Raw genomic sequence first — 22,965 nt, 5'->3', positions numbered from 1 at the left:
TGGTCCCTCATCCCCGACAGGCACAAACATACAAGCGAATTCATTCGCGAGCTTTTTTGCAGCCCAGCCGCGAAGCTCGCGGACAAGTCCGCTCCCACAGGCGCCGCTCCGGCTGCTCGCCGACACGACGAATAACCGCCCGCTGACGCGCCCCAGCTTCCCGCCCGACCTCCCCGGCGCTATTCTTGCCGCCATCGTTATCTGCCCAAGGCACCTATTAGCCCCTTGAACACATCCACCGAGCACCACCATTTCACCCTCGAACCCTTCGAAGCCCGTCGCTTCGCCAATCTCTGCGGACAATTCGACGAACACCTGCGCCTGATCGAACAGCGCCTGGCGGTGGAAATCCGCAACCGGGGCAACCAGTTCGAGCTGGTCGGCGACAAACGCCACACGCAGAACGTCGAGAACCTCCTGCGCCGCCTCTACCGCGAAACCAAGAGCGTCGAACTCTCGCCCGAACTGGTCCACCTGTTCCTGCAGGAGTCGGCCATGGTCGAGCTGGAAGCCGGCAAGGCCGACGCCGGGGTCGCGCTGCGCACCAAGAAGGGCATGATCCGCCCCCGCGGCGCCAACCAGCAGCGCTACGTCAAGGCGATCCTCGACAACGACATCAACTTCGGCATCGGCCCGGCCGGCACCGGCAAGACCTACCTGGCCGTTGCGGCTGCCGTGGACGCGCTGGAGCGCGAACAGGTGCGACGCATCCTGCTGGTGCGTCCGGCGGTGGAAGCCGGCGAGAAGCTCGGCTTCCTGCCTGGCGACCTGGCCCAGAAGATCGACCCCTACCTGCGACCGCTCTACGACGCGCTGTACGAAATGCTCGGCTTCGAGCACGTGGCGCGCCTGATCGAGAAGCAGGTAATCGAGATCGCGCCGCTTGCCTACATGCGCGGCCGCACGCTGAACAACAGCTTCATCATCCTCGACGAGAGCCAGAACACCACGCTGGAACAGATGAAGATGTTCCTGACCCGCATCGGCTTCGGCTCCACGGCGGTGATCACCGGCGACATCACCCAGGTCGACCTGCCGCGTGGCACCAAGAGCGGCCTGGCCCACGTGATCAAGGTCCTCAAGGACGTGCCGGGCATCAGCTTCACCCACTTCCAGCCCAAGGACGTGGTGCGCCACCCGCTGGTGCAGCGCATCGTCGAGGCCTACGAGCGCTTCGAGGACGAGCAGGCCACCAGCCGCTCGAACCGCCACGTCCCCGCCGACAACGACCCGGGCGCGCGGACCGACGACCATGCTTGAGCTGGATCTGCAGCTGGCCAGTAACGGCCAGCACCCGGCCGAGGCCGATTTCCGTCGCTGGTGCGAACTGGCCCTGCGCCAGCGCAGTGGCGATTCGGAGCTGACCATCCGCCTGGTCGATGAAGACGAGGGCCGCGAGCTGAACCGCACCTGGCGGCACAAGGACTACGCCACCAACGTGCTGTCGTTCCCGGCGGACGTACCCGACGAATTCCTGGATATCCCGCTGCTCGGCGACCTGGTGATCTGTGTGCCAGTGGTCGAGCGCGAAGCGGCGGAACAGGGCAAGACCCCGGAGGCCCACTGGGCCCACCTGGTCATCCATGGCTGCCTCCATCTGCTTGGCTACGACCACATCGAGGATGCCGAAGCCGAGGAAATGGAAAGCCTGGAACGCGATCTGCTGGCCGAACTGGGGTATCCCGACCCCTACGCCGGCGATGACTACTGAGCAAAGGAACCATGAGCGTAGATCGATCTAGTGAACACAGGTCCTGGCTGGAACGGATCACCCAGGCCTTTGTCCATGAGCCTCGCAACCGCGAGGAACTCCTGGAGGTCCTCCAGGATGCCCACGAGAACCACCTGCTCGACCGGCAGGCCCTTTCCATCGTCGAGGGCGCCATCCAGGTCGCCGATTTGCAGGCCCGCGACATCATGGTGCCGCGCTCGCAGATGGTCACCATCCGCGCCGACCAGACACCTCGCGAGTTCCTGCCGATGATCATCGAGGCCGCGCACTCCCGGTACCCGGTCATCGGCGAGGGCCCCGACGACGTGCTTGGCATCCTGCTGGCCAAGGACCTGGTGCCGATGATGCTGCAGCATCCCGACCAGCCGTTCGATCTGCGCTCGATCCTGCGCCCGGTCACCTTCGTGCCGGAGTCCAAGCGCCTCAACGTGCTGCTCAAGGAATTCCGCAGCACCCGCAACCACATGGCCCTGGTGATCGACGAATACGGCGGCGTGGCCGGCCTGGTCACCATCGAGGACGTGCTGGAGCAGATCGTCGGCGACATCGAGGACGAGCACGACGTCGAGGAAGACAGCTACATCAAGCCTCTGCCCAGCGGCGACTTCATCGTCAAGGCGCAGACCCCGCTGGACAGCTTCAACGAGTTCTTCGAGAGCGAATTCCCCGAGAACACCTTCGATAACGTTGGCGCACTGGTTGTCGATGCCTTCGGCCACCTGCCCAAGCGCAACGAAGTAACCGAGATCGGCGGCTACCGCTTCCGCATCCTCACCGCCGATAGCCAGAACATCCATCTGCTGCGCCTGACGCCGATGGAGTCTTAGCAGCACGGCTGTGTGGGAGCGGACTTGTCCGCGAGCTCCGCTCCCACAGAAAGTGCAACAACCTTCCACCTTGCCGAGCACGGCGCATTGCCGCTAGCCTCCCGGCTCCTCCGTATTCGCACAAGGATTGCCCATGCGCTGGATCACCCAGCCCGGCTGGATCGGCCATGTCATCGCCCTGGCCGCCGGCGGCCTGACGCCGCTGGCTTTCTCACCCTTCGATCTGTGGCCCCTGCTGCTGCTGTCCATCGCCCTGTTCTACCTGGGCCTGCGCACCGTCAGCGGTCGCGCTGCCGTGGCGCGCGGCTGGTTCTACGGCTTCGGGGTGTTTGCGGCGGGCACCAGTTGGGTCTACGTCAGCATCCATGACTACGGCGCCGCCTCGGTGCCGCTGGCGTTGCTGCTCACCGTGGCCTTCGTGGCCGGCCTTGGCCTGCTGTTCGCATTGCTGGCCTGGCTGTGGGCGCGCTGGCTGCGCAGCGGCACGCCGCTGGTCGATGCAGTGGCTTTCGCCGCGCTCTGGGTGGCGCTGGAAGCCTTCCGGGGCTGGTTTCTGACAGGCTTCCCGTGGCTGTTCGCCGGCTACAGCCAGCTGTACGGCCCGCTGGGCAGCCTGGCACCGCTGGGCGGCGTGTGGCTGCTGTCGTTCCTGCTGGCGCTGTCCGCCACGCTGATCGTCGAGCTGGCGCGCGTACGCGACAGCAAGCTCCTGCTGGGCACCGCGCGGTTGTTGTTGTTCACCCCCTGGCTGGTCGGCCTGCTGCTCGGCGGCTACAGCTGGACCATGCCCAAGGGCGAGCCGCTCAGCGTCGTCGCCCTGCAGGGCAATGTGCCGCAGCTGCTCAAGTGGGAACCGCAACAGCTCAATGCCCAACTGGCGCTATACCGGGACATGACCCTGGACGCGCCCCGCGCGGACTTGATCGTCTGGCCGGAAACCGCAGTGCCGGTACTACGCCATCATGTGGAGTCTTATCTGGCGGCCATGGGCGCGTATGCCCGCGAGCGCGGCGCCGCGCTGATCACCGGCCTGCCCGTTCGCCAACCAAACGCCGAGGGCGAGCTGCGCTACTACAACGGGCTGACCAGCCTGGGCGACGGCTCCGGCACGTATCTGAAGCAGAAGCTGGTACCGTTCGGCGAGTACGTACCGCTGCAGGATGTGCTGCGCGGGCTGATCGAGTTCTTCGACCTGCCGATGTCCGACTTCGCCCGCGGCGACGCCGACCAACCGCTGCTGCAGGCGCGCGGTTACCAGTTGGCGCCGTTCATCTGCTACGAAGTGGTTTACCCAGAGTTTGCCGCCGGCCTGGCGGCGCAGAGCGACATCCTGCTCACGGTGAGCAACGATACCTGGTTCGGCTCCTCCATCGGCCCGCTGCAGCACCTGCAGATGGCGCAGATGCGCGCCCTGGAAGCCGGGCGCTGGATGATCCGCGCTACCAACAACGGCGTCACCGCGCTGATCGACCCCTTCGGCCGCATCAGCAAACAGCTCCCGCAGTTCCAACAGGCCACCCTGCAGGGCGACGTGGTGCCGATGCAGGGCCTGACGCCCTACCTGCGCTGGCGCGGCTGGCCGATGGCACTGCTGGTGACGGGGCTGCTGGGCTGGGCGCTGTACCGCCGCCAGCGGCTGCGCTCCAGCCTCACGCCTCCGCGGCCCTGAACAGCCGCGAACCGCAACCCGGGCAGGCCCCCGCCCCTGTTCCCGGGTGCGGCGCGCCACACAGCGCACAACGCAGCGATGTCCGCCCCAGGCGCGACCGGCTCGGCCGCTCACCCTGGCGTTCCGCCAGCGCCTCGGCACGTGGAGGACGCTGAAGCAGTTCCAGCTCCTCCGCGGCGGCATGCCAGCCCCGCAGCCATTGCACGTCGTGGCTCAGGTAGGCGCGCACCAGGGAGACCTCGGCGGGACTGAGCCCCGTCACCTCCAGTTCGCCCGCCGCGGACAGGCGTCTGCGCGGCAGGCGCTCGGCCCTGTCGAGGGCCAGTTCCATGCGCTGGAGCAGTCGCCCGTAAAGGCCTTCCGTACGCGGCAGGCTGCGCTGTTCGATCATTCGTGACATGGCCGTAGCTCCGTCCCCGGCAAGGGTCGCACCGATGTGGAAACCACTGCGCCGCCCTGTCCCCCACATGGCTGCAGCTCCTGAGTCGAAGCTTAGCGCCGCCCCCTGACGGACAATCCCCCCGCGACCAACGGCGCCCGCCGGTACACCGGGTTTCCCTAGTCGGACAGGGGTCATGTATGCTAGCGAGCTTTCGAATTCCCCTCCCTTTCCCCAGCGCCAGTAGCCATGCACGAACAGTATCAGCCCAGCGAAATCGAACCCGCCGCGCAGTCCCACTGGGACGCCAAGGACTCCTTCAAGGTCAACGAACAGCCCGGCAAGGACACCTACTACTGCCTGTCGATGTTCCCCTACCCGAGCGGCAAGCTACACATGGGGCACGTGCGCAACTACACCATCGGTGATGTGATCGCCCGTTACCAGCGCATGCTGGGCAAGAACGTGCTGCAGCCGATGGGCTGGGACGCCTTCGGCATGCCGGCCGAGAACGCCGCCATGAAGAACCAGGTGGCGCCGGCCAAGTGGACCTACGAGAACATCGCCTACATGAAGGCCCAGCTGAAGAGCCTGGGCCTGGCGATCGACTGGTCCCGCGAAGTCACCACCTGCAAGCCGGACTACTACCGCTGGGAACAGTGGCTGTTCACCCGCCTGTTCGAGAAGGGCGTGATCTACCGCAAGAACGGCACCGTGAACTGGGACCCGGTGGACCAGACCGTGCTGGCCAATGAGCAGGTGATCGACGGCCGCGGCTGGCGCTCCGGCGCGCTGGTCGAGAAGCGCGAGATCCCCATGTACTACTTCCGCATCACCGCCTATGCGGAAGAGCTGCTGGCCGACCTGGATAAGCTCGATGGCTGGCCCGAGCAGGTCAAGACCATGCAGCGCAACTGGATTGGCAAGAGCTTCGGTGCCGACATCGTCTTCGACTACGATGTCGACAGCATCGGTATCGACGGTCAGCTGAAGGTCTATTCGACCCGTCCGGACACCCTCATGGGCGCCACCTACGTGGCCGTGGCCGCCGAGCACCCGCTGGCCACCCGCGCCGCCGAGAACAATCCGGCACTGGCCGCGTTCATCGCCGAATGCAAGGCCGGCTCCGTGGCCGAGGCCGACATGGCCACCATGGAAAAGAAGGGCATGCCCACCGGGCAGTTCGTCATCCACCCGATCAACGGCCAGAAGCTGCCGGTGTTCGTGGCCAACTACGTGCTAGCCGGCTACGGCGAAGGCGCGGTAATGGCCGTGCCGGCCCATGACGAGCGCGACTTCGCGTTCGCCAACAAGTACAGCCTGCCGATCGTCCAGGTGTATGCCGGCGAGGGCAAGGAATTCAGCGCCAGCGAATGGCAGGACTGGTACGCCGACAAGAGCGGCCTGACCACCATCAATTCCGGCAAATACGACGGCCTGGACTTCCAGGGCGCCTTCGACGCCATCGTCGCCGACCTTGAAGCCGACAGCCACGGCGCGCGCAAGACCCAGTTCCGCCTGCGCGACTGGGGCATCAGCCGTCAGCGCTACTGGGGTTGCCCGATCCCGATCATCCACTGCCCGAGCTGTGGTGATGTGCCGGTTCCGGAAGACCAGCTGCCGGTGGTCCTGCCCGAGGACGTGGTGCCGGACGGCACCGGCTCGCCGCTGGCGAAGATGCCCGAGTTCTACACCTGCACCTGCCCGAAGTGCGGCAGCGCGGCCAAGCGCGAAACCGACACCATGGACACCTTCGTGGAGTCCTCCTGGTACTTCGCCCGCTACGCCTCCCCGAACTATGACAAGGGCATGGTCGACCCGGCCGCCGCCAACCACTGGCTGCCGGTCGACCAGTACATCGGCGGCATCGAACACGCCATCCTGCACCTGCTGTACGCGCGTTTCTTCCACAAGCTGATGCGCGACGAGGGCCTGGTGAACTCCGACGAGCCGTTCACCAACCTGCTGACCCAGGGCATGGTGGTCGCCGAGACCTACTACCGCACCCTACCCAACGGCGGCAAGGACTGGTTCAACCCGGCGGATGTGGAGATCGAGCGCGACAGCAAGGGCAAGATCCTCTCCGCCAAGCTGAAGAGCGACGGCCTGCCGGTGGAAATCGGCGGTACCGAGAAGATGTCCAAGTCCAAGAACAACGGGGTGGACCCGCAGGCCATGATCGACGCCTACGGTGCCGACACCTGCCGCCTGTTCATGATGTTCGCCTCGCCGCCGGACATGAGCTGCGAGTGGTCGGACGCCGGCATCGAGGGCGCCAACCGCTTCCTGCGCCGCGTCTGGCGCCTGGCCCACGGCCATGTCAGCGCCGGTCTGCCGGGCGCGCTGGACCTCGCCGCCCTGACCGACGAGCAGAAGGCCGTCCGCCGCGCCATCCACCTGGCCATCAAGCAGGCCAGCGTCGATGTGGGCCAACACCACAAGTTCAACACCGCCATCGCCCAGGTAATGACGCTGATGAACGTGCTGGAGAAGGCCTCCACCGCCAGCGAACAGGACCGCGCCCTCGTGCAGGAAGGCTTGGAAACCGTGGCCCTGCTGCTCGCGCCGATCACCCCGCACATCTGCCACGAGCTGTGGAAGCAGCTGGGCAAGGAAGGCGACATCATCGACGCCGCCTGGCCGAGCGTGGACGAAAGCGCCCTGGTGCAGGACAACCTGACCCTGGTCGTGCAGGTGAACGGCAAGCTGCGCGGCCAGATCGAGGTGCCCGCCAGTGCCAGCCGCGAAGAGGTGGAGGCCGCCGCCCGCGCCAACGAGAACGTCCTGCGCTTTACTGAAGGCCTGACGATTCGCAAGGTGATCGTGGTTCCCGGCAAGCTGGTCAACATCGTCGCCAACTAACCGTGCCCATCGCCCCGGAAGTACCGGGGCGAGCCCCATGGAGGTCCACCGATGCCGCATCGCTTCCTGTTGATTGTCGCCACCGCGCTGCTGCTTGGCGCCTGCGGTTTCCAACTGCGCGGCACCGGGAACGGCGAGGCGTTCGCCCTGCGCGAGCTGGACCTGCGCGCCGAAGACCGCTACGGCGATGCCTCCCGGCAGCTGCGTACGCTGCTGGAAAACCGTGGCGTGCGCGTGCATCCCGGAGCACCCTATCAACTGGTGCTGCTGGAAGAGAGGGTCGACCAGCGCACCGCCAGCTTCACCAGCGGGGCGCGCAGCGCCGAATACGAACTCACCGCCGCCCTGGACTACCAGATCCGCAGCCGCCAGCATCCGCTGCTGGAAAACCGCCTGGAAACCCAGAAGGTGGTGGCCCACGACCAGAACAACCTGATCGGCTCGGAACAGGAGCGCCAGCAGCAGCTGGAGGAAATGCGCCGCGATCTGCTGCAGCAACTGGTGCGCCGCCTGCAGGTGCTCTCCCCCGCAGAGCTCGAACGCCTCGACGCCCAGGCCACGGCCAAGGCGCAAGCCGAACAGCGCGCCGCGTCCGAATCCGCCAACCCATGAAGCTGTCCCCCGCCCAGCTGGGCAAGCACTTGCAAGGACCGCTGGCTCCGGTGTACGCCGTAAGCGGCGATGAGCCGCTGCTCTGCCAGGAAGCCTGCGACGCCATCCGGTCCGCCGCCCGCAGCCAGGGCTTCGGCGAACGCCAGGTGTTCCATGTGGAAGCCAACTTCGACTGGGGCCAGCTCTACGAGGCGGGCGCCAGCCTGTCGCTGTTTGCCGAGAAACGCCTGATTGAACTGCGCCTGCCGTCCGGCAAGCCCGGCGACAAGGGCGCCGCCGCGCTGCTCGACTATCTGGCGCGCCCGGCCGAAGACTCCGTGTTGCTGCTGCAACTGCCCAAGCTGGACGGCAGCGGCCAGAAGACCAAGTGGGCCAAGGCACTGATCGAGGGCCAGGCCAGCCAGTTCATCCAGATCTGGCCGGTGGACGCCCAGCAGTTGCCGCAATGGATCAACCAGCGCCTGGGCCAGGCCGGCCTGGCTGCCACCCCGGAAGCCGTGGAACTGATCGCCGCCCGGGTGGAAGGCAATCTGCTGGCCGCCGTGCAGGAGATCGAGAAACTCAAGCTGCTGGCTGATGGCCAGAAGGTCGATGCAGCCACCGTGCAGGCCGCCGTGGCCGACAGCGCCCGCTTCGATGTCTTCGGCCTGATCGACGCCGCCCTGGCCGGACAGGCGCCGCACGCGCTGCGCATGCTGGAAGGGCTGCGGGGTGAAGGCCTGGAAGCGCCGGTGATTCTGTGGGCGTTGGCTCGCGAGGTGCGCCAGCTGGCCAACCTGGCGTTCCAGCATGAACAGGGCCTGCCGCTGGAGCGGGCCTTCGCACAGTGCAAACCGCCGGTATGGGACAAGCGCCGCCCGCTGCTATCACGCGCGCTGCAACGCCACAGCGCCCGTCGCTGGGGCCAGTTGCTGCGCGACGCCCAGCAGATCGATGCACAGATCAAGGGCCAGGCCGCCGGCGATCCCTGGGCGGGTCTTGCCAGTCTGACGCTGCACATCGCCGGGCTGCGTCTGCCGCTGCCGAGCCAGTAACAGGCGGCGGCCGGAAAAGCGCCGACCCGCCCTACGACCAAGGCCAGATCAGGCTGGACAATTTCTGCACAACCCCTATGATGCGCGCCAGTCAACCGACCGTCTGGAGAACCTGCATGGCCAAACAACCCAAGCGGCCGAACAAGGCCAGATCGCTCATCGCCCAGCCCCTGTTCCGCAGCCGCCAGGAACAGCCCAAGAAGGGCAAGGGCAGCTACCGCCGCGAAGCCTCCCAGCGCAACTGGGAGGCTTCCGTCGTTCTGGCCGCCTGAATTTTTTCAGCCGTGATAAGGTCTTGTACCGTAAGTCGATTTCGAGACCGCTTCGCATGCCGTTCTTTCCGGCCGCCCTTCGGCCTCCTCTGTTGATCGCTTCCACCGCTTTCCTGCTCATCGCCGCCAGCCTGCCGCTTCCCTCCAGCGCCGAAGTGCGCCAGAGCCCGGCCGAGATGCGCGAGGAACAGATCAGCTTTGCCAGCTGGCTCACCGAGTTTCGCCGCGAGGCACTGCGTGCAGGCATAGCCCCGGATATCCTCGATGCCGCGCTGCGCGGCCTGCGCCCCGATCCCCAGGTGATCGCGGCCGACCGCAGCCAGCCGGAGTTCACCCGACCGATCTGGGAATACCTGGACGGCGCCTTGTCGCTACGCCGCCTGACGCGCGCCGAGCAGCTGCTGGAAGAGCATGCCGCCCTGCTACACCGCATCGAACAGCACTATGGCGTGGACCGCCAGGCGCTGGTGGCCATCTGGGGCCTGGAGAGCAACTTCGGGCAGACCCAGGGCAGCAAGTCGGTGATCCGCTCGCTGGCGACCCTGGCCCATGAGGGTCGCCGCCCGGAGTTCGCCCACCAGCAGCTGATCGCCGCTCTGCAGATTCTGCAGCAGGGCGACATCTCGCCCCACCGCATGCTGGGCTCCTGGGCCGGTGCCATGGGCCAGACCCAATTCATCCCCACTACCTATCAGCGCTATGCGGTCGATTTCGACGGCGATGGGCGGCGCGATATCTGGAACTCCACTGCCGACGCCCTGGCGTCCACCGCGCACTACCTCCAACGCTCCGGCTGGCGGCTGGGCCAACCCTGGGGCTTCGAGGTCGGGCTGCCGGTGGACTTCGACTACCGGCTGGCCGACCCCCAGGCGCGCAAGACACTGCAGGAGTGGCAGCAGCTGGGCATCAACATCCCCAACCTGCCGCCCCAATACGGCGACCAGGAAGCCAGCCTGCTGCTGCCGGCCGGGCATCTGGGACCCGCCTTCCTGACCCTGGCGAACTTCCGCGCCATCCTCAAGTACAACAACTCCAGCGCCTACGGCATGGCGATCGGCCTGTTCGCCGAGCGGCTGAGCGGCAATGGCGAGATCTCCGCCCGCTGGCCCTATCACGAGCGGCCGCTGTCGCGGGCCGAGCGCATCGAATTGCAGGAGCGCCTGAACCGGCTGGGCTACGACCTCGGAGAGCCTGACGGCATCATCGGCGCCAACAGTCGCCAGGCGATCCGCGCCTTCCAGGTGGACCACGGCCTGGCCGCCGACGGTTTTGCCAGCTCCTCGCTGCTCAAGCGACTGCGTCGGGAGACCGGCAGGCGATAGCCGGCCAGGACTGTGGGAGCGAATTCATTCGCGAGCCTGGGGGGGGGCGGCCTGCACCAAGAGCTCGCGGACAAGTCCGCTCCCACAGCCCCGCAGAACGAAAAAAGGCGATCCGAGGATCGCCTTTTCGTTTCCGCACCGGATCAGCTGATCTTCTCGCCGTGAGCCTGCTGATCGGCATGGTACGAGGAACGCACCAGCGGGCCGGACGCCACGTTCTTGAAGCCCATCTTCTCGCCTTCCTCGGCGAACCAGGCGAAGGTGTCCGGGTGCACGAAGCGCTGGACGGCCAAGTGATTGCGCGAGGGCTGCAGGTACTGGCCCAGGGTCAGCATGTCGACGTCATGCTCGCGCAGGCGGTGCATCACTTCGATCACTTCATCATCGGTCTCGCCCAGGCCGAGCATCAGGCCGGACTTGGTGGGGACGCCCGGGACGCGCTTCTTGAAGTTCTCCAGCAGGTCCAGCGACCACTCGAAATCCGAACCGGGGCGCGACGACTTGTACAGGCGCGGCACGGTTTCCAAGTTGTGGTTGAACACATCCGGCGGCTCGGTGGCGGTGATGTCCAGCGCGATGTCCATGCGGCCGCGGTAGTCCGGCACCAGGGTTTCCAGCTGCACGTTCGGCGACAGCTTGCGGATCTCGCGCAGGCAATCGGCGAAGTGCTGGGCTCCGCCGTCGCGCAGGTCGTCGCGGTCCACCGAGGTAATCACCACATAGCGCAGGCGCAGGTCGGCAATCGCCTGGGCCAGGTTCAGCGGTTCGTCGGCATCCAGCGGCTTGGGTCGGCCGTGGCCGACGTCACAAAACGGACAGCGACGGGTGCAGATGTCGCCCATGATCATGAAGGTGGCGGTACCGCCAGAGAAGCACTCGCCCAGGTTCGGGCAGGAGGCTTCTTCACAGACGCTGTGCAGGCGGTGCTTGCGCAACAGTTGCTTGATGCGGTCCACCTCGGGCGACACCGGCACGCGCACGCGGATCCAGTCCGGCTTCTTGGGCAATTCCTCGGTGGGGATGACCTTGACCGGAATGCGCGCCACCTTCTCGGCGCCACGCAGCTTGGTACCCGTTTCCAGCTTGGCCGGCTTGCCGGCGTTTTCCTGACTGCTCATAGCGATTCGATCCCGCCCTCGAGGGCCTTGAAACCTGCATAGTCGAGGTGTGTGACGAGCTGATCGCGCAAGCGGGCACTCACCTCGGAAAAATCGATAGGCCGACCCAGCAGGTCACGCAGCTGGGTCATGGCCAGTCCGGCATAGCCACAGGGATTGATGCGTCGGAACGGCTGCATGTCCATGTCCAGATTGAGCGCCAGGCCATGGAAGGAGCAGCCGCGGCGGATGCGCAGGCCCAGCGAGGCGATCTTGGCACCGTCGACATAGACGCCCGGGGCATCGGGGCGCGCCGCCGCCGAAACACCGTAGCCCGCCAGCAGATCCACCAGGCTCTGCTCGATGCGGCTGACCAGATCGCGCACGCCCAGGTTGTGTCGACGCACATCGATCAGCAGATAGACCACCAGCTGGCCGGGGCCGTGGTAGGTCACCTGGCCGCCACGGTCCACCTGCACCACGGGGATGTCACCGGGAAACAGCACATGTTCGGCCTTGCCGGCCTGGCCCTGGGTGAAGACTGACGGATGCTGCAAAAGCCAGATCTCGTCGCCGGTCTGTTCATCGCGCTCCTGGGTGAAGCGCTGCATGGCCTGCCAGGTCGGCAGGTATTCCACCAGGCCGAGCTCACGCACCCCCAGCAGCCCGGCCGCCATCAGAGCACCATGTGCACGCGCCCGGTGGCGCGAAGATCCATATGGATGGCCTGCAACTGGTCAGGACCGGAGGCGGTGATCAGCACCTGCACGGACATGAAGCGACCCTTGCTGCTGTCCCGCATGACCAGGGTGTTTTCGTCAAAATCGGCCACATGCCGGCGCATGATCTCGATGACCAGCGCGGCGAAGCCTTCGCCGGCGTCGCCGATCACCTTGATGGGGTAGCGCTCGCAGGGAAACTCGATTTTTGGAGCTTGTACGTCGTTCATAACCACAACTTCTGTAGATGGACTCGTGATCCACAAGCACGAAAGCCCGCCGGTGGGCGGGCTGACGTTCAACACGGGCTGTCAGTTGAACAAGCCGTAGAAAAACAGTCGGATACTATCCCATAGACGGGCAAAAAAGCCACCCTGCTCCACCCCTTCCAGGGCGATCAGGTCGGCCGTGTGGATCACCTTGTCGCCGTCGCGGACTTCCACCTTGCCGATCACGGCGCCCTGCTCGATCGGCGCCATCAACTGACGATCCAGCTGCAGTGTGGCCTGCAGCTGCTGGCTGCGCCCGCGCGGCACCGTGAGTGTCAGGTTTTCCCGCAGGCCGGCCTCGATCTCGTTCTCGGCGCCCTTCCAGACCCGGGCACGGGTGAGGGCCTGGCCTTTCTCGTAGAAGGTACGGGTTTCGAAGAAGCGGAAGCCGTAGGTGAGCAGCTTCTGCGTTTCAGCCGAGCGCGCCTCTTCGCCGCTCGTGCCGAATACCGCGGTGATCAGTCGCTGGCCATCCCGTTCGGCGGAGGCCACCAGGCAATAACCGGCTTCGTCGGTGTGGCCGGTCTTCAGTCCGTCCACCGTCGGATCACGCCACAGCAACAGGTTGCGGTTGGGCTGGCGGATGTTGTTCCAGAAGAATTCCTTCTGCTTGTAGATGGCGTAGTGCTGCGGGTCGTCGTAGATGATCGCGCGCGCCAGTTTGGCCATGTCGTGCGCCGAGGAATAGTGCTCCGGGTGCGGCAGACCGGTGGCGTTGCGGAATTGGGTGTTGGTCAGCCCCAGGCGCTGGGCCTGCTGGTTCATGAGGTCGGCGAAGGCGTCTTCGCTGCCGGCAATGTGCTCGGCCAGCGCCACACTGGCGTCGTTGCCCGACTGGATGATGACCCCATGCAGCAGATCGCTTACCGAGACCTGGCTGCCAACCTGGATGAACATGCGCGAACCGCCGGTGCGCCAGGCCTTTTCACTGACATGCACCTTGTCCTCTTCACGGATCTGCCCGCGGTTGATCTCCAGGGTGGCCAGGTAGGCGGTCATCAGCTTGGTGAGGCTGGCCGGAGGCAGGCGTTCGTCGCCGTTATGCTCCACCAGTACCTGGCCGCTGGCGGCGTCCATCAGCACATAGGACTTGGCCGCCAGTTGCGGCGCGGCGGGAATGATCGGCTCGGCGGCCCAGCTCACCGAAACGCCAAACGCCAGGAAGGACGCCAATACACGGGGGGCAAAACTGAAGATGTTCATCCTTCTCCCTGCAAAATCGAATCAAAACGAAGCCGTGAGGCCAAAGCCCCATCTGACAAGTGAAAAGAACATTAGTTCACAACGCGGAATGAGCCACGCGCGTTGTCACAGAACCGGCAACGACCCGCTCAGTCGGGACGCACCAATTGTGGCGCACCCAGGTTGGCCAGGCGCACGCTTTGCTGCAGACGCTGCGCCTCGCCGGAAGTGCCGATCGGCCCCAGCCGGACACGGTGCAGCACCTGGCGATTATGCACCACCGAGCTGATGAACACCGGTACGGAGACCGTTTCGCTCAGCTGGGCACGCAGCAGTTCGGCAGCATCCGGGTTGGCGAACGCCCCGACTTGCAGGTAGAAGCCCTTGTCCGGAATGGCCGTCGAGGGGGTGGACACCTGAACCGGCAAGACCGCCGCGGCATGCTGGGTAGGCGGCGGAACGTACTGCTCGACCTGTCCCGGCGCACTCGACGCGAACGACCCCGTCGCCGGCTGCGCCAGTACGCTAGGGACCGGCTGCCCGCGTTCGGCCCACCACTGGTAGGGGTCGATGCCTTCCACATGCACCCGCGCCGTGCCGCTCTCGGCGAAACCGAGCTTCTTCGCCGCCGCGAAGGACAGGTCGATGATGCGGTCGGAATAGAAGGGGCCACGGTCGTTGACGCGCAGCACCACCTTGCGACCGTTGTCCAGGTTGGTGACCCGCACGTAGCTGGGCAGCGGCAGGGTCTTGTGGGCAGCGGTCATCCCGTACAGGTCGTAGCGCTCGCCATTGGCGGTGAGCTGATCGTGGAACTTGGTGCCATACCAGGACGCCGTGCCGGTTTCCCGGTAGGTCCGCGCATCATTGATCGGGTAGTAGCTCTTGCCCAGTACCGTGTAGGGGTTGGCCTTGACCCGTCCGTAATGCGGCATGGGCACGGCGTCCGGAATCTTCGAGACGTCCACGTCCCACCAGGGCGCGCCGTCCTTGTGGGGTCGCGCATAACTCGACGTGCCGGCGGACGACGTGGATGGAGTGCCAGTCGGCGGGCTCGAACAACCGGCCAGCAGCAGCGCGGCCAGCAGCGTTGGAAGCAGAACACGCATCAACGATTCCCCCTGGCCTGCACCAGCGCCTCGCCCAGCTGATGGACGGCCATCGCGTACATGGCGCTGCGGTTGTAGCGGGTGATGACGTAGAAATTGGGCAGTCCGAGCCAGTATTCCTCGCCGGCCTCACCGTCGAAGCGGATGGCCGTGACCGACAGACCGTCATCGAGCGGCAGCTCCGAACGCCAGCCCAACTCGCGCAGCTCTGCCACGCTCAGGGTCGGCTCCAGACCGGGGCTGATGCCCTCCTCGACCCGCTCGCCATCGGCCTGCACCCGGCTGACCACGCTGGCGCCGGTGACCCAGCCATGACGCTTGAAATAGCTGGCCACACTGCCGATGGCATCCACCGGGTTGTTCCAGATATCGATGCGGCCATCACCGTCGAAGTCGACTGCATAGGCGCGGAAGCTGCCGGGCATGAACTGCGGCAAGCCCATCGCCCCGGCGTAGGAGCCCTTCAGGCGCAGCGGGTCGACCTGTTCCTCCCGCGCCAGCAACAGGAACTCGCGCAGCTGCTGACAGAAGAACGGCGCACGCGGCGGGTAGTCGAAGCACAGCGTGGACAGTGCATCCAGCACACGGTAGCTGCCGGTGTTGCGCCCGTAGAAGGTTTCCACGCCGATGATGGCGACGATCACCTCGGCCGGCACGCCATATTCGCGTTCGGCGCGACTCAGCGCCGCCTCGTGCTCGCGCCAGAAATCCACGCCGCGGGCAATGCGGGCATCGGTGAGGAAGATCGGCCGGTACTCGCTCCACGGCTTGACCCGCTCGGCGGGTCGGGAAATGGCCTCGAGAATGACCTGCTTGCGCTCCGCCTCGGCAAACAGCGCTTCGAGCTGCTCGGCGGCGAAGCCATGGGAGAGGGTCATTTCCTCGATCAGCTCGCGCACCTGCGCCGAGCCCTGGTAATCACCGCTGGACGCGCCGCTGACGGGCACGCAGCCCGCTGCGCACAAGCCCAGCAGGGCATGAATCAGTCGTTGGGCACTCTTGCGCATAGCGGTCCTCATTAGGTGATCCACTTGCGATGGGTGTGGATCGCCATCAAAACGCCGAATCCGGACAACAGCGTAACCAGCGACGTACCGCCGTAGCTGATGAAAGGAAGCGGAACCCCCACCACCGGCAGCAGACCGCTCACCATGCCGATGTTGACGAACACATAGACGAAGAAGGTCAGCGTCAGGCCGCCGGCCCACAACTTGCCGAACAGGCTCTGCGCCTGCACGGTGATGACCATGCCACGCGCCAGCAGCAACAGATAGAGCAGCAGGAGCAGGCAGATGCCGACCAGGCCGAACTCTTCACCAAGCACGGCAATGATAAAGTCGGTATGGCTTTCCGGCAAAAAATCCAGGTGCGACTGCGTCCCCTGCAACCAGCCCTTGCCAAACACCCCCCCCGAACCGATCGCCGCCTTGGACTGGATGATGTTCCAGCCCGTTCCCAGCGGATCGCTTTCCGGGTCGAGGAAGGTCAGCACCCGCTGCTTCTGGTACTGGTGCATCACGAACAGCCACATGAACACCGCCACCGGTATCGCGGCGGCGGCGGCGCCGATCACCCAGCGCCAGCGCAGGCCGGCGACGAACAGCACGAAGGCGCCGGAGGCGAGGATCAGCAGCGAGGTGCCCAGGTCCGGCTGTTTGAGAATCAGCACGAACGGCATGCCGATCAGCACCAGTGCCCAGGCGGTGTGTTTCAGATTCGGCGGCAGGTTGTGGCGAGCCAGGTACCAGGCGATGGTTGCCGGCATGAGGATCTTCATCAACTCGGCCGGCTGGAAACGGATCACCCCCGGAATGTTGATCCAGCGAGTGGCGCCCATCGCGGTGTAGCCGAACAGCTCCACCCACACCAACAGCACCAGGCCAAACGCGTAGCCGAAGGGTATCCAGCGGGCCATGAAGCGTGGATCGAGCTGCGCAATCAGCAGCATGGCCAGCAGGCCGATCCCGAACGAGGTGGCCTGCTTGATCAGCAGCTCGACGTTCTTGCCGCTGGCCGAATACAGGATGAACAGGCTCGCAGCGGCCAGGGTCAGCAGCAACAGCAACAGCACACCGTCGATGTGCAGACGCTGCAGCAGGCTGGCCCGACGGCTCAGCGGATCATGATCGGACAGGGAACGGTTGAATTCAGTTGCCACGGTTGTTCACCACCTTCGGGGCTTGTGGCGGAGCGAACTTGGGCTTGAGCTGGCCCTGCTCATCGAGCAGCCAGGCATCCATGACCTGGCGGGCCACCGGCCCGGCCACGCCACTGCCCGACTCGCCGTTTTCGACCATCACCGCCACGGCGATCCGGGGATCATCCGCCGGCGCATAGGCCACGAACAGCGCGTGGTCGCGATGTCGCTCCTCCAGCTTCTCGCTGTCGTACTTCTCGCCCTGCTTGATGGCCACCACCTGGGCGGTACCGCTCTTGCCGGCAATACGGTACGGAGAATCCAGCCCGATGCGCCGCGCCGTGCCGCGCGGGCCATGCACCACCGACTCCATGCCCTCGCGGGCGTGGTCCCAGAAACGCGGATCACGCAGCTCGATGTCGGGAACCGGATTGGTGTCCACCGGCGGCACACCGCCCACGCTTTTCGCCAGGTGGGGCCGAATCCACTTGCCGCGCGTGGCCATCAGCGCGGTGGCCTGGGCCAACTGCAGCGGCGTGGCCTGCATGTAGCCCTGACCGATGCCGAGGATGAGCGTTTCGCCCGGGTACCAAACTTGTCGGTAACGGCGCTGCTTCCATTCCCGCGACGGCATCAGGCCGGCGGTTTCCTCGAAAACATCCAGGGCGACCCGGGTACCAAAACCGAAGCGGGTCATGTAGTCGTGCAACTGGTCGATGCCCAGCTTGTGGGCCAGATCGTAGAAGTAGGTATCGTTGGAGCGGGCAATGGCCAGGTCCAGGTCCACCCAGCCGTCACCGTAGCGGTTCCAGTTGCGGTACTTGTGCGACACATTGGGCAGCTGGTAGTAGCCGGGGTCGAACACCTTGGTCTGCGGGGTGATGGCCTTGGCGTCCAGACCGGCCACGACCACCATCGGCTTGATGGTCGAGCCCGGCGGGTACAGTCCGCGCATTACCCGGTTGTACAGCGGCCGGTCGATGGACTCGCTGAGCTCGGCGTACTTGCGAAAGCTGATGCCGGTGACGAACAGGTTGGGATCGAAGCTGGGCTGGCTGACCACGGCGAGAATCTCGCCGGTGGTCGGCTCGATGGCCACCACCGCACCGCGCCGACCGCCGAGGGCGGCCTCGGCGGCGGCCTGCAGACGGCTGTCGAGGGTCAGCACCAGATCCTTGCCAGGCACCGGTGGCGTGCGCTTGAGCACCCGCAACACCCGGCCCCGGGCGTTGGTCTCGACTTCCTCGTAGCCGACCGTGCCGTGCAGGTCGTCCTCGTAGAAGCGCTCCAGGCCGGTCTTGCCCACGTGGTGGGTACCGCTGTAGTTGATCGGATCGAGGCGCTTTAGCTCCTGCTCGTTGATGCGCCCGACATAGCCCACCGAATGGGCGAAATGCTCCTGCTGCGGGTAGTGGCGCACCAGTTGCGCGGTCACTTCCACACCCGGCAGCTGGAACTGGTTCACCGCGATGCGGGCAATCTGTTCCTCGGACAGCTCGAACATGATGGGCACCGGCTCGAACGGCCGCCGCCCCTGGCGCACGCGCTTTTCGAACAGCGCTCGCTCGCTCTCGCCAAGACCGAGAATCTCCACCACCCGATCCAGCTCCGCCTGCCAGTCCTTGGCCCGCTCGCGGGTCACGGTCAGGCTGAAGCTCGGGCGGTTCTCCGCCAGGATTACCCCATTGCGGTCGTAGATCAGCCCGCGGTTGGGCGGGATCGGCTGGACATGGACCCGGTTGCTTTCCGACAGCGTGGAGTGGTGTTCGTACTGGATCACCTGCAGGTAGTACATACGCCCGATCAGCATCAGCGTGAGGAGCCCGATCGCCACCGCGCCCGCAAGCATGCGCCGACGCACGAGGCGCGCGTCGCGTTGATGATCCTGCAGGTAGAGCGAATCCGGCATCGGTACTACACGCTACTTGTGATAGGGATGGCCGCTGAGCAGGGTCCAGGCACGGTAGATCTGCTCGCCGACCACGATGCGCACCAGCGGGTGCGGCAGGGTCAGCGGCGACAGCGACCAGCGCTGCTCGCTGCGCGCGCAGACCTCGGGCGCCAGCCCCTCCGGACCGCCGACCATCAGATTGACAGTCCGCGCATCCAGACGCCAGCGATCCAGTTCACTGGCCAGCTGTTCCGTGCTCCAGGCCTTGCCCTGCACCTCCAGGGTGACGATGCGCTCGCCAGGCTGCACCTTGGCCAGCATGGCCTCGCCCTCCTGGCGGATCAGCCGCGCCACGTCGGCGTTCTTGCCGCGTGTGTGCAGCGGAATCTCCACCAGCTCCAGGCTCAGCTCGGTGGGCAGGCGCTTTACATACTCCTGCCAGCCCTCCTCGACCCAGCGCGGCATGCGCGAGCCGACGGCAATCAGCCGCAGCTTCACGGCTTACTCGTGTTCCTGCTCGCCACCGTGGCTGGCGCGGCTCTGCTCGGCGCCGCGCCACAGGCGCTCCAGGTCATAGAACTCGCGGGTGGCGGTCTGCATGGCGTGCACCACCACGTCGCCCAGGTCGATCAGCACCCACTCGCCGCCTTCCATGCCCTCGCAACCCAGCGGACGCTTGCCGTGTTCCTTGACCTTCTCGATGACGTTGTCGGCCATCGACTTGACCTGGCGGTTGGAGGTCCCGCTGGCAATCACCATGAAATCGGTGACGCTGGTCTTGCCGCGCACATCGATGACGGTGATGTTCTGGGCCTTCATGTCTTCCAGCGCGTCGACCGCGACCTGGACCAGTTGTTCGTTCTGCATATCAATACTCGTATGGAAAGGGGTTCACGGGGACGCCGGGTACAGCCCGTGCGCCTGGATGTAGGCCAGCACCGCGTCCGGCACCAGAAAGCGGATCGAGCGACCCTGCGCCAGCCGTTCGCGCAGTTGAGTCGCGGAGATTTCCAGCGGCGTCTGCCAGACGAAGGCAATCTGCCCGCCCGGCCCGCACAAGGCCTGCGGATCGCTCACACTGCGCGCGGCCAGCAGGTTGCGCAGTGCATCCGGCGCCTCCACGTCAGCGTCCGGTCGCTGCAGCACCAGCAGGTGGCAATGCAGCAGCAGTTCTTCCCAGCGGTGCCAGCTGGGCAGGCCGCAGAAGGCATCCCAGCCCAGCACCAGGAACAGCTGGTCATCGGCGGCCAGCTCGCTGCGCAGGGATTCCAGGGTGTCGATGGTATAGGAGGGACGTTCGCGGTGCAGCTCGCGGTCGTCGACAGTCAGCGGCGGTACGCCTTCGACCGCGCAGCGCACCATGGCCAGGCGATCATCGGCGGACACCTGCGGTCGCTCGCGATGCGGCGGCCGAGCGCTGGGTACCAGCCGCACTTCGTCGAGGGCGAACAGCTCCGCCACCTCCAGCGCCCCGCGCAGATGGCCGATGTGCACCGGATCGAAGGTGCCGCCCAGAATGCCGACGCGCCGTACCATCAGCCGCGCACGTGCCCGTCGCCGTACACCACGTACTTCTCGCTGGTCAGGCCTTCCAGGCCTACCGGGCCGCGGGCGTGCAGCTTGTCGGTGGAGATGCCGATCTCGGCACCCAGCCCGTATTCGAAGCCGTCGGCGAAGCGCGTGGAGGCATTGACCATCACCGAGCTGGAGTCGACCTCGGCGAGGAAGCGCCGCGCATCGCTGAAGTTCTCAGTGATGATCGCGTCGGTGTGGTGCGAGCCGTAGTGGTTGATGTGCGAGATGGCGGTATCCAGCGAATCGACCACGCGGATCGACAGGATCGGCGCGTTGTACTCGGCGAACCAGTCGTCCTCGCTGGCTTCGCGCACGTCGGCGCCGAGCAGCGCGCGGGTCGCCGGACAGCCGCGCAGCTCCACGCCCTTGGCGCGGTAGATGGCGGCCAGCGGCGGCAGCACGCGCTCGGCGATGCCGGCATGCACCAGCAGGGTTTCCATGGCGTTGCACGGCGCATAGCGCTGGGTCTTGGCGTTGTCGGCCACGCGAATGGCCTTGTCCAGGTCGGCGGCGACGTCGATGTAGACGTGGCAGACGCCGTCCAGATGCTTGATCACCGGCACCCGGGCGTCGCGACTGATGCGTTCGATCAGCCCCTTGCCGCCGCGCGGGACGATCACGTCCACGTATTCGGGCATGGTAATCAGGGCACCCACGGCGGCGCGGTCGGTGGTTTCCACCACCTGCACGCAGGCCGGCGGCAGGCCGGCTTCGGCCAGGCCCTGCTGGATGCAGGCGGCGATCGCCTGGTTGGAGTGAATGGCTTCCGAACCGCCGCGCAGGATGGTGGCGTTGCCGGACTTGAGGCACAGGCTCGCGGCGTCGATGGTCACGTTGGGCCGCGACTCGTAGATGATGCCGATCACGCCGAGCGGCACGCGCATCTTGCCGACCTGGATGCCCGAGGGCAGATAGCGCATGTCGCGGATCGTGCCGATCGGATCCGGCAGGGTCGCCACCTGGCGCAGACCTTCGATCATCTCGTCGATGCGCGCCGGGGTCAGCGCCAGGCGATCGAGCATGGCGTCATCCAGGCCGTTCTCCCGGCCGGCGGCCAGGTCCTTGGCGTTGGCGACCAGCAGCGCCTCGCGCGCCGCGTCCAGGGCGCGGGCGGCCGCCAGCAGGGCGTTGTTCTTCTGCGCGGTGGTGGCGCGCGCGGTGATTCGCGAGGCCTCGCGCGCGGCGCGGCCCAGGCGGTTCATGTAATCGAGCACGGACTCGGTCATGATTCGGGTCTGCAAGTCGGGAAAAGGCCGCGATTATAGCCGGGGCGCCCGGGCAAAGCCCAGCACGGCGCGGGTCGCCGCCGTCCGGTAATCTCTTGCGACGCCACGTCGCGCCCCCTCGCGAGCGAGTCGGGTATCATGCCGGCTCCCTGCGTTGTGACGAGACGCCCATGCGCCGCCTGCTGCTAATCCTTCTCCTGCTGTTCAGCCTGCCCTCGCTGGCCGCCCTGCCCGAGGCGCCGCGCGCCCAGCCCCTGCTCGGCGGCGCCCTGAACAACAGCAGCGACTTCCTGCCGGTGGACAAGGCCTTCCGCCTGGAGCTGCTGGAGTCCACCCCGCAGCAGGTGCGCCTGCGCTTCAGCAACGCCGACGGCTATTACCTGTACCGCCATCAGTTCCGCTTTGCCACCGACACGCCCGGCGTGACGCTGGGCGAGCCGCAGATCCCCCCCGGCGTAAAGAAAGTCGACGAGTACTTCGGCGAGATCGAGGCCCACTACGGCATCACCGAGATCAGCCTGGCCGTGGACAACCCGCAGGGCCGCGGCTTCACGCTGCGGGTCGGCTATCAGGGTTGCGCCGACCTGGGCCTGTGCTATCCGCCGGAGAGCCGCGAGCTGGAGATCGACGGGCCCGGCGGCGCATCCCTGGACTGGCGCAGCCTGGCGTTGTTCTTCCTGGCCGGCCTGGGGCTGACCTTCACTCCCTGCGTGCTGCCGATGCTGCCGATCCTCTCCGGCGTGGTGCTGCGCGGCCAGGTGGGCGGCCTGCGCGGCCTGAGCCTGTCGCTGGCCTACGTGCTGCCGATGGCGATCTGCTTTGCCCTGCTCGGCGCCCTGATGGGCCTGTTCGGCGCCGGCCTCAACCTGCAGGCGCGCCTGCAGTCCCCCTGGGTGCTGGTGCCGTTCGCCGCCTTCTTCGCGCTGTTCGCGCTGGCCATGTTCGGCACCTTCGAGCTGCGCCTGCCTGCCGTGCTGCGCACACCGCTGGACCGCCTGGCCGGCCAGGCGCGCGGCGGCTCGCTGCTCGGCGCGGCGGTCCTCGGGGTGCT

At 66.2% G+C, this 22,965-nt stretch carries 23 protein-coding genes; 10 read left to right on the top strand and 13 right to left on the bottom strand.

Annotation, left to right across the window (positions count from 1 at the left end):
- Window positions 1-225: 225 nt before the first annotated feature.
- The 4 genes from AS93_RS0113775 (at window position 226) to lnt (ending at window position 4,228) form a co-directional block, all read left to right on the top strand.
- On the top strand, window positions 226-1,260 hold the full coding sequence (locus AS93_RS0113775; RefSeq protein ID WP_027591156.1) for a PhoH family protein: 1,035 nt from the start codon (window positions 226-228) through the stop codon (window positions 1,258-1,260).
- On the top strand, window positions 1,253-1,711 hold the full coding sequence (gene ybeY / locus AS93_RS0113770; RefSeq protein ID WP_027591155.1) for an rRNA maturation RNase YbeY: 459 nt from the start codon (window positions 1,253-1,255) through the stop codon (window positions 1,709-1,711). The genes AS93_RS0113775 and ybeY overlap by 8 nt, the downstream gene beginning before the upstream one ends.
- An 11-nt stretch (window positions 1,712-1,722) precedes the next feature.
- Entirely contained in the window at window positions 1,723-2,559 is an 837-nt protein-coding gene (locus AS93_RS0113765) for a transporter associated domain-containing protein (RefSeq protein WP_027591154.1), read from the top strand.
- Between the two features lie 133 nt (window positions 2,560-2,692).
- Entirely contained in the window at window positions 2,693-4,228 is a 1,536-nt protein-coding gene (gene lnt, locus AS93_RS0113760) for an apolipoprotein N-acyltransferase (protein ID WP_027591153.1), read from the top strand.
- Here the strand turns inward: lnt and AS93_RS0113755 are convergent.
- Window positions 4,209-4,628 (bottom strand): hypothetical protein, encoded by a 420-nt coding sequence (locus AS93_RS0113755; protein ID WP_234702689.1) that lies wholly within the window; start codon window positions 4,626-4,628, stop codon window positions 4,209-4,211. The genes lnt and AS93_RS0113755 overlap by 20 nt on opposite strands.
- Before the next feature lie 228 nt (window positions 4,629-4,856).
- Between AS93_RS0113755 and leuS the strand changes: the two genes are divergently transcribed.
- The 5 genes from leuS (at window position 4,857) to AS93_RS0113730 (ending at window position 10,709) form a co-directional block, all read left to right on the top strand.
- Window positions 4,857-7,469 carry a leucine--tRNA ligase gene (gene leuS, locus AS93_RS0113750; protein WP_027591151.1) on the top strand — a complete coding sequence of 871 codons (2,613 nt, stop codon included), beginning with the start codon at window positions 4,857-4,859 and terminating at the stop codon, window positions 7,467-7,469.
- Window positions 7,470-7,520: 51 nt separating this feature from the next.
- Window positions 7,521-8,081 carry an LPS assembly lipoprotein LptE gene (gene lptE, locus AS93_RS19405; protein WP_051587483.1) on the top strand — a complete coding sequence of 187 codons (561 nt, stop codon included), beginning with the start codon at window positions 7,521-7,523 and terminating at the stop codon, window positions 8,079-8,081.
- A complete protein-coding gene (holA, locus tag AS93_RS0113740) occupies window positions 8,078-9,115 on the top strand; it encodes a DNA polymerase III subunit delta (protein ID WP_027591150.1) in 1,038 nt (345 codons plus the stop codon). Before lptE ends, holA begins: the two co-directional genes overlap by 4 nt.
- A 116-nt stretch (window positions 9,116-9,231) precedes the next feature.
- Complete coding sequence (arfA, locus tag AS93_RS19400; RefSeq protein WP_037009343.1) at window positions 9,232-9,387, top strand: alternative ribosome rescue factor ArfA; 156 nt, start codon at window positions 9,232-9,234, stop codon at window positions 9,385-9,387.
- Window positions 9,388-9,443: 56 nt separating this feature from the next.
- Window positions 9,444-10,709 carry a lytic murein transglycosylase gene (locus AS93_RS0113730; protein WP_027591149.1) on the top strand — a complete coding sequence of 422 codons (1,266 nt, stop codon included), beginning with the start codon at window positions 9,444-9,446 and terminating at the stop codon, window positions 10,707-10,709.
- Window positions 10,710-10,852: 143 nt separating this feature from the next.
- On the opposite strand, the gene lipA is transcribed toward AS93_RS0113730, so the two are convergent.
- The 12 genes from lipA to AS93_RS0113670 all read right to left on the bottom strand — a co-directional run bounded on the left by lipA (window position 10,853) and on the right by AS93_RS0113670 (window position 21,914).
- Window positions 10,853-11,827 (bottom strand): lipoyl synthase, encoded by a 975-nt coding sequence (lipA, locus tag AS93_RS0113725; protein ID WP_027591148.1) that lies wholly within the window; start codon window positions 11,825-11,827, stop codon window positions 10,853-10,855.
- The gene (gene lipB / locus AS93_RS0113720; protein ID WP_027591147.1) at window positions 11,824-12,483 is read right to left on the bottom strand and encodes a lipoyl(octanoyl) transferase LipB; all 660 of its coding nucleotides are present in this window, start codon (window positions 12,481-12,483) and stop codon (window positions 11,824-11,826) included. The genes lipA and lipB overlap by 4 nt, the downstream gene beginning before the upstream one ends.
- On the bottom strand, window positions 12,483-12,755 hold the full coding sequence (locus AS93_RS0113715) for a DUF493 domain-containing protein (RefSeq protein ID WP_037009339.1): 273 nt from the start codon (window positions 12,753-12,755) through the stop codon (window positions 12,483-12,485). Before AS93_RS0113715 ends, lipB begins: the two co-directional genes overlap by 1 nt.
- 81 nt (window positions 12,756-12,836) lie before the next feature.
- Window positions 12,837-13,997, bottom strand: a complete 1,161-nt coding sequence (locus AS93_RS0113710) for a D-alanyl-D-alanine carboxypeptidase family protein (RefSeq protein WP_027591145.1) — start codon at window positions 13,995-13,997, stop codon at window positions 12,837-12,839.
- 128 nt (window positions 13,998-14,125) lie between these two features.
- Entirely contained in the window at window positions 14,126-15,085 is a 960-nt protein-coding gene (locus tag AS93_RS0113705) for a septal ring lytic transglycosylase RlpA family protein (RefSeq protein ID WP_027591144.1), read from the bottom strand.
- Window positions 15,085-16,092, bottom strand: coding sequence for a lytic murein transglycosylase B (gene mltB, locus AS93_RS0113700; protein WP_027591143.1), 1,008 nt, complete (start codon window positions 16,090-16,092; stop codon window positions 15,085-15,087). Before mltB ends, AS93_RS0113705 begins: the two co-directional genes overlap by 1 nt.
- Window positions 16,093-16,103: 11 nt before the next feature.
- Entirely contained in the window at window positions 16,104-17,201 is a 1,098-nt protein-coding gene (gene rodA / locus AS93_RS0113695) for a rod shape-determining protein RodA (protein WP_175444357.1), read from the bottom strand.
- A 31-nt stretch (window positions 17,202-17,232) separates the two neighbouring features.
- Window positions 17,233-19,131: a penicillin-binding protein 2 gene (gene mrdA, locus AS93_RS0113690; protein WP_027591141.1), complete on the bottom strand. Its 1,899-nt coding sequence runs from the start codon at window positions 19,129-19,131 to the stop codon at window positions 17,233-17,235.
- A gap of 12 nt (window positions 19,132-19,143) precedes the next feature.
- Window positions 19,144-19,611, bottom strand: a complete 468-nt coding sequence (gene rlmH, locus AS93_RS0113685) for a 23S rRNA (pseudouridine(1915)-N(3))-methyltransferase RlmH (RefSeq protein ID WP_027591140.1) — start codon at window positions 19,609-19,611, stop codon at window positions 19,144-19,146.
- A 3-nt stretch (window positions 19,612-19,614) separates the two neighbouring features.
- Window positions 19,615-19,980, bottom strand: coding sequence for a ribosome silencing factor (rsfS, locus tag AS93_RS0113680; protein ID WP_027591139.1), 366 nt, complete (start codon window positions 19,978-19,980; stop codon window positions 19,615-19,617).
- Between the two features lie 24 nt (window positions 19,981-20,004).
- Complete coding sequence (gene nadD, locus AS93_RS0113675; protein ID WP_027591138.1) at window positions 20,005-20,649, bottom strand: nicotinate-nucleotide adenylyltransferase; 645 nt, start codon at window positions 20,647-20,649, stop codon at window positions 20,005-20,007.
- The gene (locus AS93_RS0113670) at window positions 20,649-21,914 is read right to left on the bottom strand and encodes a glutamate-5-semialdehyde dehydrogenase (RefSeq protein ID WP_027591137.1); all 1,266 of its coding nucleotides are present in this window, start codon (window positions 21,912-21,914) and stop codon (window positions 20,649-20,651) included. Before AS93_RS0113670 ends, nadD begins: the two co-directional genes overlap by 1 nt.
- Before the next feature lie 170 nt (window positions 21,915-22,084).
- Here AS93_RS0113670 and AS93_RS0113665 point away from each other — a divergent pair.
- On the top strand, window positions 22,085-22,965 hold an 881-nt coding region (locus tag AS93_RS0113665; protein WP_027591136.1), incomplete at its 3' end, for a protein-disulfide reductase DsbD domain-containing protein.

Source organism: Pseudomonas sp. RL (genome assembly GCF_000647775.1).
In the GTDB taxonomy this organism is placed as follows: Bacteria; Pseudomonadota; Gammaproteobacteria; order Pseudomonadales; family Pseudomonadaceae; genus Serpens; species Serpens flexibilis.
The sequence above is the reverse complement of the archived record's forward strand: the minus strand, read 5'-3'. Positions and strand labels throughout refer to the sequence as shown.